We start from the raw sequence: 15,613 nt of genomic DNA, 5'->3' as shown, positions 1-15,613 counted from the left end.
CACGGACCGTACGGCCTGCGGACACAGACGAGGGGCGCGCGGATCGCATCCGCGCGCCCCTCACCTGCGTTCCCGGGGTCAGTCCTGCGGCGTGTGGTACGAGACCAGCTCGGCCACGCCCGGCTCGACGCCCTTCCAGGAGCCGCTGAAGCTGAGCACCGCGATCGCCGCCGTCGGGAAGCCACCGAGTCGCAGCCGCTCCAGCGCGTCCCGGTCGCCCGCGTCCCCGGCCAGCACCTGGGTCAGACCCAGCACACCCGGGTTGTGACCGACCAGCACCACGTCCGAGTACTCCTCCGGGGTCTCCTGGAGCACGGCGATGATCTCGCCGGGGCTCGCCTCGTAGACCCGTTCCTCGTAGACGGTCTTGAGGGGCCGCTGCGGCAGCTCGTGCACCGCCAGCTTCCAGGTCTCTCGGGTGCGCAGCGCGGTGGAGCAGAGCACGTAGTCGGGGTTGATGCCGGAGTCGACCAGCCAGCGGCCGGCGTCCGGGGCCTGGTGACGGCCCCGGTCGGCCAGCGGCCGGTCGTGGTCGTCCACGCCGTTCGGCCAGTCGGCCTTGGCATGGCGGAGAACGATGATCCTGCGGGGCGTGTCGGCGCTCATACCCAGCAAGCTTGGCAGAAAAGCGGCCCGGCGGCGCGATGCTCCCGGACGCCGCCACTCCGAGGGACGACGAGTGTCACCGTGTCCCGTTCACCGGAGCATCGGGTGGAGTACGGGCGCAGGGGCGCAGAGGCGTCCGTCAGCCGATCGAGGCCGCGACGGTGGCGATGAGCGCCACCAGCACCACGATGGCGGAGAAGGCGAGGGCGATGCGGCCGAGCTGCTTGCGGCCGTCGGTGGGATTGGGATCGAGAACGGGCATGTCCGGAATTCTCCCATCCCGAACACGCCCGCCGTCCGCTGGCCCCACCCCCTTGGCCGGGCCTTGACCTTCACCGTCGGGCCCGGGGCCCGGGGCCCGGGGCCCGGGCCCCGGGCCCCGGGCCCCACCCCCGCGTCCGGCCGCTCGGTGTCAGGCTGTCAGGCCTCGGCCCGCTCCGCCGGGCGCACCGCCTCGTCCTCGATGTGCCGGGCCCGCGCGGCGCGCAGGCCGAACAGCATCTGCGGCACCAGCAGCAGCGACAGGAAGCCCAGCGGCCAGTACCACTCGCCGGTGGCCCCGTAGAGCCAGCCGACCAGGATCGGGCCCGGGATGGACACCAGGTAGCCGATGCCCTGGGCGAAGGCGGAGAGTTGCGCGACCCCGCCCGCCGACCGGGCCCGCAGTCCGATCATGGTCAGCACCAGCGGGAAGGCGCAGTTGGACAGGCCCAGCAGGACCGCCCAGAGCCAGGCGCCCCCGGCCGGGGCGAGTGCCAGCCCCGCGTACCCGGCGATGCCGCAGCAGGCCAGCACGACCACGAACAGCCGCTGGTCGCCGCGCCGTGCGGCCAGGTTGGGCAGCACGAAGGAGACCGGCACGCCGATCACCATGGTGACCGCGAGCAGCACCCCGGTGGTGCCCTCGCCGATGCCTGCGTCCTGGAAGATCTGCGACATCCAGCCCATGACCACGTACGCGCCGGTGGCCTGGAGGCCGAAGTACCCGGCCAGCGCCCAGGCGGTCCGGCTGCGGGTGATCGGCAGCCGGACGGGGGCGGCGGCGCCGTCGGCCCGCTCGCCGCGCTCCCGCTTGGCGATCAGCACCAGCAGCCAGAGCACCAGGGCGAGCGCTCCCAGGACGGCCCAGACACCCAGGCCGTAGCGCCAGTCGCCGCCGAGCGACGTGGTCAGCGGCACGGTGACGGCCGCGGCCAGCGCGGTGCCGGCGGACAGCGCCATCGAGTAGAGGCCGATCATCGGCCCGACCTTGTCCGGGAAGTACCGCTTGATCACCACCGGCAGCAGCACGTTGGAGACCGCCACCCCGGCCAGGGCGAGGGCGGTGAGCAGCAGGAACACGGCAGTGCCCCCGGCGAACGAGCGGGCCAGCACGCCCGCCGTGATGGCGCCCATGCCCGCCGTGACGACCGCGATCGGACCGATCCGACGGGCCGCCGCGGGCGCGGCGAAGCCGAACAGCCCGAAGCACAGCGACGGGACGGCGGTGAGCAGCCCGGCGAGCGTCGGGTTCATCCCGAGGTCGTCGCGGACCTGCTTGAGCAGCGGCCCGAGGCTGGTGACCACGGGGCGCAGGTTGAAGGCGGCGGCGGCGATCGCGACGGCGAACAGCCAGCCCAGGTACTTGGCCGAGCCGGAGGCGGCGGGCCGCTCGGCGGTCGGTGTCCGGCTCTCGGTCCGGGCGGAAGCGGTGGTGTCTGCTGCGGGCATGGACAGCATCATAGAATGATGGGATGAATTGATGCACCTTGGAATTGGCATGATGTGCCGACCGTTCATCGTCCGGCCACTTCCCACCCAGGCCCCATCCGAGCCGTAGCCGTCAAGGAGTCCCCCGTGGCGCTGTCCTCGCCGAGGCGCACCCCGCTGTCCGACCAGGTGATCGCACAGCTGCGTGCCCAGATCACGTCCGGGGAGTGGCCGGTCGGCTCGCGCATCCCCACCGAGGCCGCCCTGGTCGAACAGCTCGGCGTCGCCCGCAACACCGTCCGCGAGGCCGTCCGCGCCCTCGCCCACAACGGACTGCTCGACATCAGGCAGGGCTCCGGCACGTACGTGCTGGCCACCAGCGAGCTGGCCGGAGTGATGCACCGCCGCTTCGCCGACGCCGACCAGGGCCAGGTCGCCGAGCTCCGTTCGGCGCTGGAGACCTCGGCGGCGGCCCTCGCCGCCCGCCGCCGCACCGCGCACGACCTGGAGCTGCTGGACGGCGCGCTGGCCCGCCGGGAGGCCGCCTGGCACTCCGGCGGCGCCGAGGACTTCGTCCAGGCCGACGCCGCCTTCCACCAGGCCGTGGTGGCCGCCGCCCACAACGACGTCCTGCTCGCCGTCTACGCCGACCTCGGCGAGGCCACCCGCGAGCTCCTGCGGCACGACGTCGGCCCCGAGCTGATCGCGGAGCGCTACATCGGCCACCAGGCCATCCTGGAGGCGATCCGGGCCGGTGACACCGAGCGCGCCGCCGTCGAGGCCGGCCGCGCCGCCCCCGGTGGCTGCGCCCCCGCCGAGGCCTGACCGCCCACCGGCCCGACCCCCGGCCGCCCCGTCCCAGGAGGCCCCTCCCGGAAGGCCGCTCTCAAGAGGTCCGAAAGCCCCCTTCCCGAGAAGCCCGGCCGGACGAAGAACCCCGGCCGAACGAAGCACCCCGGTCGAACGAAGCACGAAACGCCGCTGCCCGGCACCCCCGCGAGGGAGGGCCGGGCAGCGGCGTACGGGCGGAGCGTCAGGCGCCGATGGCGTGCAGACCGCCGTCGACGTGGATGATCTCGCCGGTGGTCTTCGGGAACCAGTCCGACAGCAGTGCGACGATGCCGCGGCCGGCCGGCTCCGGGTCGCTCAGGTCCCACTTCAGCGGGGAGCGGTGGTTCCAGGTGTCGGCCAGGTCGCCGAAGCCCGGGATGGACTTGGCGGCCATCGAGCCGATCGGACCGGCCGAGATCAGGTTGCAGCGGATGTCCCGCTCGCCCAGGTAGCGCGCCAGGTAGCGGTTGGTCGACTCCAGGGCGGCCTTGGCCGGGCCCATCCAGTCGTACTGCGGCCAGGCGAACTGCGCGTCGAAGGTCAGGCCGACCACCGAGCCGCCGTCCTGCATCAGCGGCAGCAGCGCCGTGGTCAGCGACTTCAGCGAGTACGCGGAGACGTGCATCGCGGTGGCCACGGACTCCCACGGGGTGTCCAGGAAGCTGCCGCCCAGCGCGTCCTGCGGCGCGAAGCCGATCGAGTGGACGATGCCGTCCAGGGTCGGCAGGTGCTCGCGGACCTGGTCGGCGATGCCGGCCAGCTGCTCCGGGTTGGAGACGTCCAGCTCCAGCACCTTGACCGGGTGCGGCAGCTTCTTGGCGATCCGCTCGGTCAGGCTCGGACGCGGGAAGGCGGTGAGGATGATCTCCGCGCCCTGCTCCTGCGCGAGCCTGGCGGTGTGGAAGGCGATGGAGGACTCCATCAGCACACCGGTGATCAGGATCCGCTTGCCTTCGAGGATTCCGCTCATGATCAGTGACCCATGCCCAATCCGCCGTCGACGGGAATGACGGCTCCAGTGATGTACGCGGCCTCGTCCGACCCGAGGAACCGCACGGTGGAGGCGACCTCGGCGGGCGCCGCGTAGCGGCCCAGCGGCACGCCCGAGACGATCTCCGCGCGGCGCTCGTCACTGAGCACGGCGGTCATGTCGGTGTCGACGAAGCCGGGGGCGACCACGTTGACGGTGATGTTGCGCGGGCCGAGCTCGCGCGCCAGCGACCGGGCGAAGCCGACCAGGCCGGCCTTGGAGGCGGCGTAGTTGGCCTGGCCCGGGGAGCCGGACAGGCCCACCACGGACGAGATCAGCACGACACGGCCCTTCCGGGCACGCATCATCAGCTTGGAGGCGCGCTTGACCACCCGGAAGGTGCCGGTCAGGTTGGTGTCGACGACGGAGGTGAAGTCCTCCTCGGACATGCGCAGCAGCAGGGTGTCGTTGGTGATGCCCGCGTTGGCGACCAGCACCTCGACCGCGCCGTGCTTCTGCTCGATCTCGGTGAAGGCGGCGTCGACCTGCGCGGCGTCCGTGATGTCGCAGCGGACCGCGAGGACGTCGTACTTGGCCAGCGCTTCGGGCACCTCGCCCGAGCGGCTGGTGATGGCCACCTTGTCGCCCGCTTCGGCGAAGGCCTGGGCGATCGCGAGGCCGATGCCCCGGTTTCCTCCGGTGACGAGAACCGAGCGGCTCAACGATCCACCTCTCTCCGTGTGTGAGCACGTACGTCGGAATGCGTACGCAGTGTGACGCTATCGGGCGGTCGGCGGCGGCGGCGCATCGGGCTCCCACAGCGCCTCCCCGGCGGATCTGTCGCAATCCGACAATCCGTGCCCGCTCGTACCGTCTCGGCGGCGGACATCTCCCAGGCCCCGGCGCTGCCCGGATCGGGGCGACTGTACGGGAACAACACGGACGGGCGCACCCGTTGCCCCCGTGGTGCGGTCCGGCCCGGGAGCGGCCGTACCGATCCCCGACCATCCCGGCGAGCGACGAAGGCAGAGCGGATGACCATGGCACGGCCCGGGAGCACCCACCGACGCGGACGACTGCTGGCCCTCACCGCCCTGGCGGCCGGCCTGGGCACGGCCGCCTGGGCGCTGCGCGACCTGCCGGCCGCGTTCGGGCGACGGCCGGACGGCGAGCGCGAGGAACGGGTGCGCAACTCCCCGCAGTACCGCGACGGCGTCTTCCACAACGCGCCCTCCACCCTCACCCGCACGGCCGGCGCCCCCGGCTTCGACGGCGCCGCCGCCCGCCGGATGCTGTTCGAGCGGGCCGGCCGCGTCCCCGCCCGTCCGGTGCCGACCGTCCGCCCCGTCTCCCCGCCCGGGCCGGCCTCCGAGGGCGTGGAGGTCACCTGGTACGGGCACGCCTCCGCGCTGGTGGAGATCGAGGGCTTCCGGGTGCTGCTCGACCCGATCTGGAGCGACCGCTGCTCCCCCGCCGCGCACGTCGGCCCCAAGCGGCTGCACCCGGTGCCGGTGGAGCTGGAGGAGCTGCCGCAGGTCGACGCGGTGCTGATCTCGCACGACCACTACGACCACCTGGACATGGCGACGGTCAAGCGCCTGGTGCGCAGCCAGTCCGCGCCCTTCGCGGTGCCGCTCGGCATCGGTGCCCACCTGCGCCGCTGGGGCGTCCCCGAGCACCGGATCATCGAACTGGACTGGGACGAGACCTGCACCCTGGGCGACCTGGTGCTCACCCTCACCGCGGCGCACCACTTCTCCGGCCGCGGGCTGACCCGCAACACCACCCTGTGGGGGTCCTGGGTGGTCGCCGGCCCGAACCGCAAGGTCTTCTACACCGGCGACTCCGGCTACTTCGAGGGCTACGCCCGGATCGGCGGCCAGCACGGCCCGTTCGACGCCGCGCTGGTCCAGATCGGCGCCTACGACGCCGCCTGGGCGGACATCCACATGACCCCCGAGGACGCCGTCCTCGCGCACCGGGACCTGGCCGCCGGCCTGCTGGTGCCCGTCCACTGGTGCACCTTCAACCTGGGCCTGCACCCGTGGGCGGAGCCGATCGAGCGACTGGTGAAGGCCGCCAAGGAGCAGGCCGTCCCGCTGGTCGTGCCGCGCCCCGGCGAGCGGGTCGACGTCGACAACCCGCCGGAGCTGGACGGCTGGTGGGAGACCGTCGGCTGACGGCTCGCGCGGGCGCGCCGGGCGGGCGGACGGGCGCGCCGGGAGGGCGGGCCCCGGCGGCCGGATCGTCCCGGCCGAAACCGCGGCGCACCGGTAGAAATGCGCTGGCCGGAAACCCGGTGGACGGGAAATGATGCGGTGCGGGCGCCCCTGTGGCGCCGCACCGCCACCCTCCGCGACCTGGGAGCACGATTGCCTCCGATCCCTCCGGCCGATCGCTCCGGCGCCCCTCACGGGCGCGCCGTCGACCCGCTGTTCCTCGCCCTGCCGCTGCGGCCGCTCGCGGACGCCGCCCTCGCCCGAGCCCGCGAACTGGGCGCGAGCCACGCCGACTTCCGCCTGGAGCGGATCCGCAGTGCCTCCTGGCGGCTGCGCGACGCGCGTCCGGCCGGCACCTCCGACAGCGTGCAGCTCGGTTTCGCCGTCCGGGTGGTGCTGGACGGCGCCTGGGGCTTCGCCGCCGGCGTCGACCTCACCCCCGACGCGGCGGCCCGGGTCGCCGAGCAGGCCGTCGCGGTGGCCCGGCTCTCCGGCGGGATCAGCCGGGCGGCCGGCTCCACCGAGCGGGTCGAGCTGGCCGACGAGCCGGTCCACCGGGACGTCACCTGGGTCTCCGGGTACGAGGTCAACCCCTTCGAGGTGCCGGACGCCGAGAAGACCGCCCTGCTCGCCGAGCGCAGCTCCCGGCTGCTGGCCGCCGAGGGCGTCTCGCACGTCCGGGCGGCCCTGCGGACCGTCCAGGAGAACAAGTTCTACGCGGACACCGCGGGCACGGTGACCACCCAGCAGCGGATCCGGGTGTACTCCGACCTGGAGGCCACCTCGGTCGACGAGCGCACCGGCGCCTTCGACTCGATGACGACCCTGGCCCCGCCGGTCGGCCGCGGCTACGAGTTCATCGTGGGGGCCCGGGGGTCGTCCCCCGACGGGCGCGGCCTCACCGGCGCCGGCTGGGACTGGGACGCCGAGCTCGCCGAACTGCCCGTCCTGCTGGCCGAGAAGATGCGGGCCCCGAGCGTCGAGGCGGGCCGCTACGACCTGGTCATCGACCCGACGAACCTCTGGCTGACCATCCACGAGTCGATCGGCCACGCCACCGAGTTGGACCGCGCGCTCGGCTACGAGGCCGCCTACGCCGGCACCTCGTTCGCCACCTTCGACCAGCTCGGCTCGCTCAAGTACGGCTCCGAGCTGATGCACGTCACCGGTGACCGCACCGCCGAGCACGGGCTGTCCACCATCGGCTACGACGACGAGGGCGTGGCCACCCAGTCCTGGGACCTCATCAAGGACGGCATCCTGGTCGGCTACCAGCTCGACCGCCGCATCGCCGAGCTGAAGGGCTTCGAGCGCTCCAACGGCTGCGCCTTCGCCGATTCCCCGGCGCACGTCCCGGTGCAGCGGATGGCCAACGTCTCGCTGCAGCCGGCCGCCGACGGCCCGGACACCGAGGGCCTGTTCGCCGGGGTGGAGAACGGCCTGTACATCGTGGGCGACCGCTCGTGGTCGATCGACCAGCAGAGGTACAACTTCCAGTTCACCGGGCAGCGCGCCTACGCCATCAAGAACGGCGAACTCGCGGGCCAGGTCAAGGACTTCGCCTACCAGGCCACCACCACCGACTTCTGGGGCTCGATGGCGGCGGTCGGCGGCCCGCAGACCTACTTCCTCGGCGGCGCCTTCAACTGCGGCAAGGCGCAGCCCGGTCAGATCGCGGCGGTCAGCCACGGCTGCCCGTCGGCGCTGTTCCGCAACGTCAACGTGCTCAACACCCAGCAGGAGGCGGGTCACTGATGACCGCGAAGCAGCCCCACGAACTCGTCGAGCTGGCGCTCGGCTTCTCCCGCGCCGACGGCTGCGTGGTGATCGCCGACGAGGAGTCCACCGCCAATCTGCGCTGGGCGGGCAACGCGCTGACCACCAACGGCGTCACCCGCGGCCGCCGCCTCACCGTGATCGCCACCGTGGCCGGCGCCGAGGGCACCGCCTCCGGCGTGGTCTCCCGCGAGGCCGTCACCGAGCAGGAGGTGGAGGAGCTGGTGCGGGCCGCCGAGGAGGCCGCCCGCGCGGCCGGACCGGCCGAGGACGCCCAGCCGCTGATCGCCGACCGGCCGTCCTCGCCGGACTTCACCGAGCCGCCCGCGCTGACCTCCGTCGAGGTGTTCGACGCCTTCGGCCCGGCCCTCGGCGAGGCCTTCGCCCGCGCCGCCGCCCAGGGCGAACTGCTGTACGGCTTCGCCCGGCACGAGATGACCTCCAGCTACCTGGGCAGCTCCACCGGTCTGCGGCTGCGCCACGACCAGCCCACCGGCATGGTCGAGATCAACGCCAAGACCGCCGACCTGTCCAGCTCCGCCTGGGTGGGCGCGTCCACCCGGGACTTCGCCGACATCGACGTCGCCGCCCTGCACACCGAGCTGACCAGGCGGCTCGGCTGGGGCGCCCGCAAGGTGGACCTGCCGGCCGGGCGGTACGAGGCGCTGCTGCCGCCCTCGGCCGTGGCCGACCTGCTGATCGTCCTCAACTGGTCCTCCGGCGGCCGGGACGCCCAGGAGGGCCGGACGGTCTTCTCCAAGCCCGGCGGGGGCACCCGGATCGGCGACAAGCTCAGCGGCCTGCCGCTGACGCTGCGCTCCGACCCGCACGAGCCCCACCTGGAGGCCGCGCCGTTCGTGCTCACCCACTCCACCGGCGGGGACTACTCGGTCTTCGACAACGGCCAGCCGGTCGCCGCCACCGAGTGGATCCGCGACGGCGTGCTGAACGACCTGATCACCAGCCGTCACGCGGCGGCCCTCACCGGCCTGCCGCTGCGCCCGGCGATCGACAACCTCGTCCTGGAGACGGCCGACCAGGAGTCGGCGCCGACCCTGGACGAGATGATCGCCCGCACCGAGCGCGGCCTGCTGCTCACCTGCCTCTGGTACATCCGCGAGGTGGACCCGGCGACGCTGCTGCTCACCGGGCTCACCCGGGACGGCGTCTACCTGGTGGAGAACGGCGAGGTCGTCGGCGAGGTCAACAACTTCCGGTTCAACGAGTCCCCGGTGGACCTGCTGAACCGGATCACCGAGGTGGGCCGCACCGAACGCTGCCTGCCCCGCGAATGGAGCGACAACGTCACCCGCACCGCGATGCCACCCGTGCGTGTCACGGACTTCAACATGAGCTCGGTCAGCCGGGCCTCCTAGCCGCCGACCAACGGGGGATACGAGAGACATGATGGACGAGAAGCGCATGGTCAGATCGAGCAAGATGCTGTCGCGCATCCTGCGGCACGAGCCCGGGCTGGTGGGGGTCACGCTGGACGGGGCCGGCTGGGTCCGGGTCGACGAGCTGCTCGACGCGCTCGCCGCCCGGGGCAGGCCGCTCACGCGGGCCGAGCTGGACCACGTCGTGGCGACCAACAACAAGCGCCGCTTCGGCTACTCGCCGGACGGTCTCTCGATCCGCGCCAATCAGGGCCACACGGTGGCGGTCGACCTCGGTCTGGCCGCCGCCGTACCACCGCCGGTGCTCTACCACGGCACCGCCGACCGGCACCTGGCGGCGATCTTCCGCGAGGGCCTGCGCCCGATGGCCCGCCAGGACGTCCACCTCTCGGCGGACACCGGGACGGCGACCGGGGTCGGCGCCCGGCACGGCCGTCCGGTGGTGCTGACCGTGAACGCGGCGGCGATGACGGCGGCCGGCCACGAGTTCCGGCTCAGCGAGAACGGCGTCTGGCTCACCGACGCCGTGCCCCCGCAGTACCTCTCCCGGCGCTCGTAGCCCGCCGGGCCGCGCCCCGCGCCGGCGCCCGCCACCGTTGGGCCTGTCCGCTCCGCCGGACAGGCCCTTCGCGTACCCGACCGGGTGGGTCCGGCCCACCCGGTCTCGTCGCCACCCGTGCCCGGGCGTACCGTGAGGAGGCCGCGCGGCCAGGCGCGCGGGTGCGCGACGAGGGCGGTAGGACACATGGGCAAGAGCGCCGACGACGGGCGGGTCTTCCGGATCACGGGGGCGCGCAGCAGCCTCACCGAGGACGTCCGGGGACGCCAGCGCCGCTACGTCATCTCGATGCTGGTCCGCACGGCCTGCGTGCTGCTCGCCGTGGTGCTGTGGGACGTCCAGCGGGTGCTGGCGTTCGCCGCCCTGGCGGGGGCCGTCCTGCTGCCGTACTTCGCGGTGCTGATCGCCAACGCGGGCCGGGAGCGGGCCCCGGGACTGCCGAGCACCTTCGACTTCCCGCTCGACACCCCGCTGATGCTCGGCCCCGGTGGGACGGGTGGGGCTGGTGCGAAGGCCGGTACAGGTGAGGCAAAGGCCGTTCCCACCGATCCTTCACAGGACGTGGACTGACCGTCCGTTTCACGCCGCTTCGCCCTCGTTCAGCTCGTCGAAAGCTCAAAAGAAGCTCAGATTAATCATGCAAGACCTCCCCATCCGAGGGTGGTGGCGTGACATACTGCGTACGCGCTCCGCATCCCCCGTCGGAGCGACGGACCGACGCCGGGCGGCTCCCCCCGTGGCTGCCCGGCGTCGCCATGCCCGGATCCGGTCGGCCCGAGCGGGGCGTGACAGACTGGCGGTGCAGACGTCACCCGCCAATCGTTGAGGACGGCCCGATGGACACCCCGCAGACGCCGATCTGCTCCGCCAAGGGCTGCCGGACGGGCGCCGGCTGGGTGCTGGTGTGGAACAACCCCAAGCTGCACACCCCGGACCGCCGCAAGACCTGGCTCGCCTGCGACGAGCACCGCGAGCACCTCTCCCAGTTCCTCGGGGTGCGCGGCTTCCTCAAGGAGGTCGTCGCCTTCGCCGACTGGACCCCCGAGACCGTCGAGAGTTCCGGCGGGGCTGCCTAGCAACCCGTCCGGGGTTCCGGCGAGTCGGCCCGGAAGGGCGGACCGGTCCGGGAACCGGTCGGCCGCCGAGGGACCGCCTAGCCGCCGATCGCGGACATCGGCCGCTCGGGCTGGAGGAACTCCGGGTCGTCGATCCCGGCCCCGGCCTTCTTGCCCCACATCGCCGCCCGCCACAGCGCGGCCAGTTCGGCGTCGTCCGCGCCCGAGCGCAGCGCGGTGCGCAGGTCGGTCTCGCCGGTCGCGAACAGGCAGTTGCGCACCTGGCCGTCGGCGGTCAGCCGGGTGCGGTCGCAGGCCCGGCAGAACGGACGGGTGACCGAGGCGATCACGCCCACCCGGCCGGGGCCGCCGTCCACCAGCCAGCGCTCGGCGGGTGCCGCGCCCCGGCGCTCGGACGGCTCCGGGGTGAGCGCGAAGCGGGCCCGCAGCAGGTCGAGGATCTCCGTCGCGGTGACCATCGACGCGCGGTCCCAGCCGTGCTGGGCGTCCAGCGGCATCTGCTCGATGAAGCGCAGCTCGTAGCCCCGCTCCAGGCACCAGGCCAGCAGGTCGGCCGCCTCGTGGTCGTTGACCCCGCGCATCAGTACCGCGTTCAGCTTCACCGGCGCGAGCCCGGCGGCCTCGGCGGCGGCCAGCCCGTCCAGCACGTCCTGGTGGCGGTGGCGGCGGGTGAGGGTGTGGAAGACCTCGGGGTCGAGGGTGTCCAGCGAGACGTTGACCCGGTCGAGGCCGGCCTCGCGCAGCGCCGTCGCGGTGCGGGCCAGCCCGATGCCGTTGGTGGTCAGTGAGAGTTCCGGGCGCGGTTCCAGCTCCGAGCAGGCGGCGACGACGGCGACCAGTCCGGGGCGCAGCAGCGGCTCGCCGCCGGTGAAGCGGACCTCGCGCACGCCCAGGTCGCGCACGGCGACGGTGACGAGCCGCACGATCTCCTCGTCGGTGAGCAGGTCCGGCTTGGCGAGCCACTGCAGGCCCTCCTCCGGCATGCAGTAGGTGCAGCGCAGGTTGCACCGGTCCGTGAGGGAGACCCGCAGGTCGACGGCCTGTCGTCCGAAGGTGTCGAGCAGCACGTGCGTCCTTCCCCGAGATGCGGCCGGCCCGGCCACCGTCACGGCGGGCCGGGCCAGCATAGTCATCGTGGGACGATCAGTGGGCGCCCAGCCCGGTCAGCGAGCGCACCTCCAGTTCAGCGTACTTCGCCGGGTCGGGCTGTTCCCTGGACAGCAGCGTGCCGAGCCAGCCGGCCAGGAAGCCGACCGGGATGGAGACCAGGCCGGGGTTCTCCAGCGGGAACCAGTGGAAGTCGGAGTGCGGGAAGAGCGAGGTCTTCGCGCCGGAGACCACCGGGGAGAAGACCACCAGCGTCACCGAGGTGATCAGTCCGGCGTAGACCGAGCTGACCGCGCCGACGGTGGTGAAGCGCTTCCAGAACAGCGAGTAGAGCAGGGTGGGCAGGTTCGCCGAGGCGGCGACCGCGAAGGCCAGAGCGACCAGGCCGGCGGTGTTGAGCTTGTCCGCGAAGAGGCTGAGCACGATCGCGACGGCCCCGATCGCGACCGCGGCCCACTTCGCCGAGCGCACCTCCTCCTTCTCGCTCGCCTTCCCGCGCCGGATCACGTTGGCGTAGAGGTCGTGCGCGAAGGAGGCCGAGGAGGCGAGCGTGAGCCCGGCGACCACGGCCAGGATGGTGGCGAAGGCGACCGCCGAGATCACCGCGAGCAGGATCGCGCCGCCGGTGGTCCCGGCGCCTCCGCCGAGCGCCTCGGCCAGTTGGGGCGCCGCGGTGTTGCCCGCCGCGTTCGCCGCCTTGATCGCCTTGGAGCCGACCAGCGCGGCGGCGCCGAAGCCGAGCGCCAGGGTCATCAGGTAGAAGACGCCGATGATGCCGATCGCCCAGAGCACCGACTTCCGGGCCGCCTTGGCGGTGGGCACGGTGTAGAAGCGGACCAGGATGTGCGGCAGGCCGGCGGTGCCGAGGACCAGCGCGATGCCCAGGCTGATGAAGTCGAGCTTGGCGGTGCCGCTGCCGTACTTCTGTCCGGGTTGGAGGAAGGCCTCGCCCTTGCCGCTCGCGCTCGCCGCCGCGCCGAGCAGCTCCGAGGGGTTGAAGTGGTACTTGGCCAGTACCAGGACGGTCATCAGCGCGGCGCCGGCGATCAGCAGCACCGCCTTGACGATCTGCACCCAGGTGGTGCCCTTCATCCCTCCGATCACCACATAGATGATCATCAGCGCGCCGACCCCGACGATGGTCCAGCGCTTGGCGGCATTCCCCTCCGCGCCCAGCAGCAGCGCGACCAGGGTGCCGGCGCCGACCATCTGGGCGAGCAGGTAGAAGATCGACACCACGATGGTGGAGACGCCCGCCGCGGTGCGCACCGGGCGCTGGCGCATCCGGAACGCGAGGACGTCCGCCATCGTGAAGCGGCCGGAGTTGCGCAGCGGTTCGGCGATCAGCAGCAGCGCGACCAGCCAGGCGACCAGGAAGCCGATCGAGTAGAGGAAGCCGTCGTAGCCGGTGAGCGCGATGGTCCCGGCGATGCCGAGGAAGGACGCGGCGGACATGTAGTCGCCGGAGATGGCCAGGCCGTTCTGGAAGCCGGTGAAGCCGCGGCCGCCGGCGTAGAAGTCGGAGGCGCTCCTGGTCTGCCGCCCGGCCCAGACGGTGATGCCGAGGGTGGCCAGGACGAAGACGCCGAACAGGGCCATCGTCAGACCGCGGTGCTCGGTGGCGGAGCTGGCGAGCGAAGTCATTCGGCGGGCTCCCGGGGTGCGTGGACGACGGCGCCGTGCGCCTCGCGGATCGCCGCGGCGGACGGGTCGATCCGCCGGTCCGCGTAGCGGGCGTACCAGGCGGCGATCGCGAAGGTGGTCACGAACTGCAGCAGCCCGAGCACCAGGGCCACGTTGACGTGCCCGAGGACCTTGGTGCGCATCAGTCCCGGCGCGTAGCAGGAGAGCAGGACGTAGAGCAGGTACCAGAGCACGAAACCGATGGTGACCGGGAAGGCGAAGCTCCGGAAGGAGCGCCGCAGGGTTCGGAACTCCTCGCTGTCGTCGATGAGTTGGGCTTCCGTGGCGGCGGTGGTGAGCGGCGGCGAATCCACGCTGTCTCCTCACTCCTTCGGCGTATTTGTCACACGGGGGGAACGATCGAACGTGAGGGGCGTCACATGTCTGGCGCCGCGCAATGCTAGGAGCGTCCTGCCCGCCCCGGAAGGGGTTGACCGCGATCAGTCGAGCGTTCACCCCCTCGCACCATCCGATTGGCCGAAAAGCAGTCCATCTCAGCGACTCCGCCGCTCCGGGCCGACTCCCGGCCCCCGGCCGCCGCCCGCGCCCTCCCTCGGGAACGGCACCGGGAACGACACCGGCCCGTGCCGCACCCCGAAGGGGGTGGCACGGGCCGGATGCCGGGAGGCCGAGGTCTCAGAACGCGATCCGCACCTTCAGGGCCGAGCGGTCGTCCATCGCGCGGTAGCCGTCCGGAACGCCGTCCAGGCCGACGGTGCGGTCGAAGACCAGGCCCGGCTCGATGGCGCCCGAGAGCACGTCCGGCAACAGCTCGGGGATGTACGCGCGGGCCGGGGCGACGCCGCCGTTCAACGAGACGTTTCGGCCGAACATCTGACCGATGTCGACGCCCGCGCTGCCGCCGTGCGGCACTCCGACGTAGCCCACCGCGCCGCCGTCCCGGGTGATCGAGATGGCCGTCCGCATCGACTCCTCGGTACCGACCGCCTCCAGCACCGCGTGCGCGCCCTGGCCGCCGGTCAGCTCCTTCACCGCCTCGACCGCGGCCTCACCGCGCTCCGCCACCACGTCCGTCGCACCGAAGCGACGGGCCAGCTCGGTACGGGCCGCGTGCCGGCCCAGCGCGATGATCCGGCCCGCGCCCAGCCGGTGCGCCGCCAGCACCCCGCACAGGCCCACCGCGCCGTCGCCGACCACCGCGACCGTCGCACCCGGCCGCACCCGCGCGGAGACCGCCGCGTGGTGCCCGGTCGACATCACGTCGGACAGCGCCAGCAGCCCGGGCAGCAGCTTCTCGTCACCCGCCGCCTCCTTCGGCAGCTTCACCAGCGTCCCGTCCGCGAACGGCACCCGCACCGCCTCGCCCTGGCCGCCGTCCGAACCGACCTGCCCCCAGAACCCGCCGTGCGGACAGGAGGTCTGCAGCCCTTCGAGACAGAAGTCACACGTCCCGTCCGACCAGACGAACGGCGCCACCACCAAGTCGCCCCTGGCGAAGCCGCGCACCTCGGCGCCGACCTCCTCGACCACGCCCAGGAACTCGTGCCCGATCCGCTGCCCGGCCACCCGCTGCGCCACGCCGCGGTAGGCCCACAGGTCGCTGCCGCAGATGCAGGCGTTCACCACCCGGAGCACCACGTCCGTCGGATGCTGGATCACCGGGTCCGGGACCTCTTCGATCCGGATGTCGTTGGGGCCGTGAATCACGGTGGCACGCATGCGCTGTTCCTTAGCTGAAA

General features: G+C 72.8%; 16 protein-coding genes. 7 read left to right on the top strand and 9 right to left on the bottom strand.

Features of this window, described 5'->3' with window-relative positions:
* Positions 1–78: 78 nt before the first annotated feature.
* The 3 genes from ACZ6EM_RS16615 to ACZ6EM_RS16605 form a co-directional block, all read right to left on the bottom strand.
* Positions 79–606 (bottom strand): SixA phosphatase family protein, encoded by a 528-nt coding sequence (locus tag ACZ6EM_RS16615; RefSeq protein ID WP_465772611.1) that lies wholly within the window; start codon positions 604–606, stop codon positions 79–81.
* 139 nt (positions 607–745) lie between these two features.
* The gene (locus ACZ6EM_RS16610; RefSeq protein WP_359911473.1) at positions 746–868 is read right to left on the bottom strand and encodes an SGM_5486 family transporter-associated protein; all 123 of its coding nucleotides are present in this window, start codon (positions 866–868) and stop codon (positions 746–748) included.
* 158 nt (positions 869–1,026) lie between these two features.
* The gene (locus tag ACZ6EM_RS16605; protein ID WP_401046252.1) at positions 1,027–2,316 is read right to left on the bottom strand and encodes a CynX/NimT family MFS transporter; all 1,290 of its coding nucleotides are present in this window, start codon (positions 2,314–2,316) and stop codon (positions 1,027–1,029) included.
* Positions 2,317–2,442: 126 nt separating this feature from the next.
* On the opposite strand from ACZ6EM_RS16605, the gene ACZ6EM_RS16600 reads away from it, so the two are divergent.
* A complete protein-coding gene (locus ACZ6EM_RS16600; protein ID WP_401046255.1) occupies positions 2,443–3,120 on the top strand; it encodes a FadR/GntR family transcriptional regulator in 678 nt (225 codons plus the stop codon).
* A 208-nt stretch (positions 3,121–3,328) separates the two neighbouring features.
* Here ACZ6EM_RS16600 and fabI read toward each other — a convergent pair whose 3' ends face one another.
* Together fabI and fabG are read right to left on the bottom strand one after the other, a co-directional pair.
* Positions 3,329–4,096, bottom strand: coding sequence for an enoyl-ACP reductase FabI (fabI, locus tag ACZ6EM_RS16595; RefSeq protein ID WP_359911482.1), 768 nt, complete (start codon positions 4,094–4,096; stop codon positions 3,329–3,331).
* Positions 4,097–4,098: 2 nt separating this feature from the next.
* Positions 4,099–4,818 carry a 3-oxoacyl-[acyl-carrier-protein] reductase gene (gene fabG, locus ACZ6EM_RS16590; RefSeq protein ID WP_359911485.1) on the bottom strand — a complete coding sequence of 240 codons (720 nt, stop codon included), beginning with the start codon at positions 4,816–4,818 and terminating at the stop codon, positions 4,099–4,101.
* 312 nt (positions 4,819–5,130) lie between these two features.
* On the opposite strand from fabG, the gene ACZ6EM_RS16585 reads away from it, so the two are divergent.
* The 6 genes from ACZ6EM_RS16585 (at position 5,131) to ACZ6EM_RS16560 (ending at position 11,123) form a co-directional block, all read left to right on the top strand.
* Positions 5,131–6,276: an MBL fold metallo-hydrolase gene (locus ACZ6EM_RS16585; RefSeq protein WP_401046258.1), complete on the top strand. Its 1,146-nt coding sequence runs from the start codon at positions 5,131–5,133 to the stop codon at positions 6,274–6,276.
* A 201-nt stretch (positions 6,277–6,477) separates the two neighbouring features.
* Positions 6,478–8,070 carry a TldD/PmbA family protein gene (locus ACZ6EM_RS16580; RefSeq protein ID WP_401046268.1) on the top strand — a complete coding sequence of 531 codons (1,593 nt, stop codon included), beginning with the start codon at positions 6,478–6,480 and terminating at the stop codon, positions 8,068–8,070.
* The gene (locus tag ACZ6EM_RS16575) at positions 8,070–9,467 is read left to right on the top strand and encodes a metallopeptidase TldD-related protein (RefSeq protein ID WP_387685864.1); all 1,398 of its coding nucleotides are present in this window, start codon (positions 8,070–8,072) and stop codon (positions 9,465–9,467) included. The genes ACZ6EM_RS16580 and ACZ6EM_RS16575 overlap by 1 nt, the downstream gene beginning before the upstream one ends.
* A 31-nt stretch (positions 9,468–9,498) precedes the next feature.
* Positions 9,499–10,047 carry an RNA 2'-phosphotransferase gene (locus ACZ6EM_RS16570; protein WP_452178524.1) on the top strand — a complete coding sequence of 183 codons (549 nt, stop codon included), beginning with the start codon at positions 9,499–9,501 and terminating at the stop codon, positions 10,045–10,047.
* Positions 10,048–10,233: 186 nt separating this feature from the next.
* Positions 10,234–10,617, top strand: a complete 384-nt coding sequence (locus tag ACZ6EM_RS16565) for a DUF3099 domain-containing protein (RefSeq protein WP_387685862.1) — start codon at positions 10,234–10,236, stop codon at positions 10,615–10,617.
* Between the two features lie 266 nt (positions 10,618–10,883).
* Complete coding sequence (locus ACZ6EM_RS16560) at positions 10,884–11,123, top strand: hypothetical protein (protein ID WP_465772610.1); 240 nt, start codon at positions 10,884–10,886, stop codon at positions 11,121–11,123.
* Positions 11,124–11,200: 77 nt separating this feature from the next.
* On the opposite strand, the gene moaA is transcribed toward ACZ6EM_RS16560, so the two are convergent.
* The 4 genes from moaA to ACZ6EM_RS16540 all read right to left on the bottom strand — a co-directional run bounded on the left by moaA (position 11,201) and on the right by ACZ6EM_RS16540 (position 15,593).
* On the bottom strand, positions 11,201–12,190 hold the full coding sequence (gene moaA, locus ACZ6EM_RS16555) for a GTP 3',8-cyclase MoaA (RefSeq protein ID WP_359911515.1): 990 nt from the start codon (positions 12,188–12,190) through the stop codon (positions 11,201–11,203).
* Between the two features lie 76 nt (positions 12,191–12,266).
* Complete coding sequence (locus ACZ6EM_RS16550; RefSeq protein WP_465772609.1) at positions 12,267–13,874, bottom strand: solute symporter family protein; 1,608 nt, start codon at positions 13,872–13,874, stop codon at positions 12,267–12,269.
* The gene (locus ACZ6EM_RS16545) at positions 13,871–14,227 is read right to left on the bottom strand and encodes a DUF485 domain-containing protein (RefSeq protein ID WP_359911500.1); all 357 of its coding nucleotides are present in this window, start codon (positions 14,225–14,227) and stop codon (positions 13,871–13,873) included. The genes ACZ6EM_RS16550 and ACZ6EM_RS16545 overlap by 4 nt, the downstream gene beginning before the upstream one ends.
* Positions 14,228–14,549: 322 nt before the next feature.
* The gene (locus ACZ6EM_RS16540) at positions 14,550–15,593 is read right to left on the bottom strand and encodes a zinc-dependent alcohol dehydrogenase family protein (protein WP_401054334.1); all 1,044 of its coding nucleotides are present in this window, start codon (positions 15,591–15,593) and stop codon (positions 14,550–14,552) included.
* Positions 15,594–15,613: the final 20 nt, after the last annotated feature.

The sequence above is a fragment of the Kitasatospora sp. NPDC041917 genome (assembly GCF_055589745.1).
Note: the sequence above shows the minus strand (reverse complement) of the source record. Positions and strands in the feature narration are given on the sequence as shown.

What these genes read in the sequence shown, in the direction of transcription:
- ACZ6EM_RS16615 (WP_465772611.1), bottom strand. Translation starts at nt 606, where the DNA reads ATGAGCGCCGACACGCCCCGCAGGATCATCGTTCTCCGCCATGCCAAG.
- ACZ6EM_RS16610 (WP_359911473.1), bottom strand. Translation starts at nt 868, where the DNA reads ATGCCCGTTCTCGATCCCAATCCCACCGACGGCCGCAAGCAGCTCGGC.
- ACZ6EM_RS16605 (WP_401046252.1), bottom strand. Translation starts at nt 2,316, where the DNA reads ATGCCCGCAGCAGACACCACCGCTTCCGCCCGGACCGAGAGCCGGACA.
- fabI (WP_359911482.1), bottom strand. Translation starts at nt 4,096, where the DNA reads ATGAGCGGAATCCTCGAAGGCAAGCGGATCCTGATCACCGGTGTGCTG.
- ACZ6EM_RS16585 (WP_401046258.1), top strand. Translation starts at nt 5,131, where the DNA reads ATGACCATGGCACGGCCCGGGAGCACCCACCGACGCGGACGACTGCTG.
- ACZ6EM_RS16575 (WP_387685864.1), top strand. Translation starts at nt 8,070, where the DNA reads ATGACCGCGAAGCAGCCCCACGAACTCGTCGAGCTGGCGCTCGGCTTC.
- ACZ6EM_RS16570 (WP_452178524.1), top strand. Translation starts at nt 9,499, where the DNA reads ATGGACGAGAAGCGCATGGTCAGATCGAGCAAGATGCTGTCGCGCATC.
- ACZ6EM_RS16565 (WP_387685862.1), top strand. Translation starts at nt 10,234, where the DNA reads ATGGGCAAGAGCGCCGACGACGGGCGGGTCTTCCGGATCACGGGGGCG.
- ACZ6EM_RS16560 (WP_465772610.1), top strand. Translation starts at nt 10,884, where the DNA reads ATGGACACCCCGCAGACGCCGATCTGCTCCGCCAAGGGCTGCCGGACG.
- ACZ6EM_RS16550 (WP_465772609.1), bottom strand. Translation starts at nt 13,874, where the DNA reads ATGACTTCGCTCGCCAGCTCCGCCACCGAGCACCGCGGTCTGACGATG.
- ACZ6EM_RS16540 (WP_401054334.1), bottom strand. Translation starts at nt 15,593, where the DNA reads ATGCGTGCCACCGTGATTCACGGCCCCAACGACATCCGGATCGAAGAG.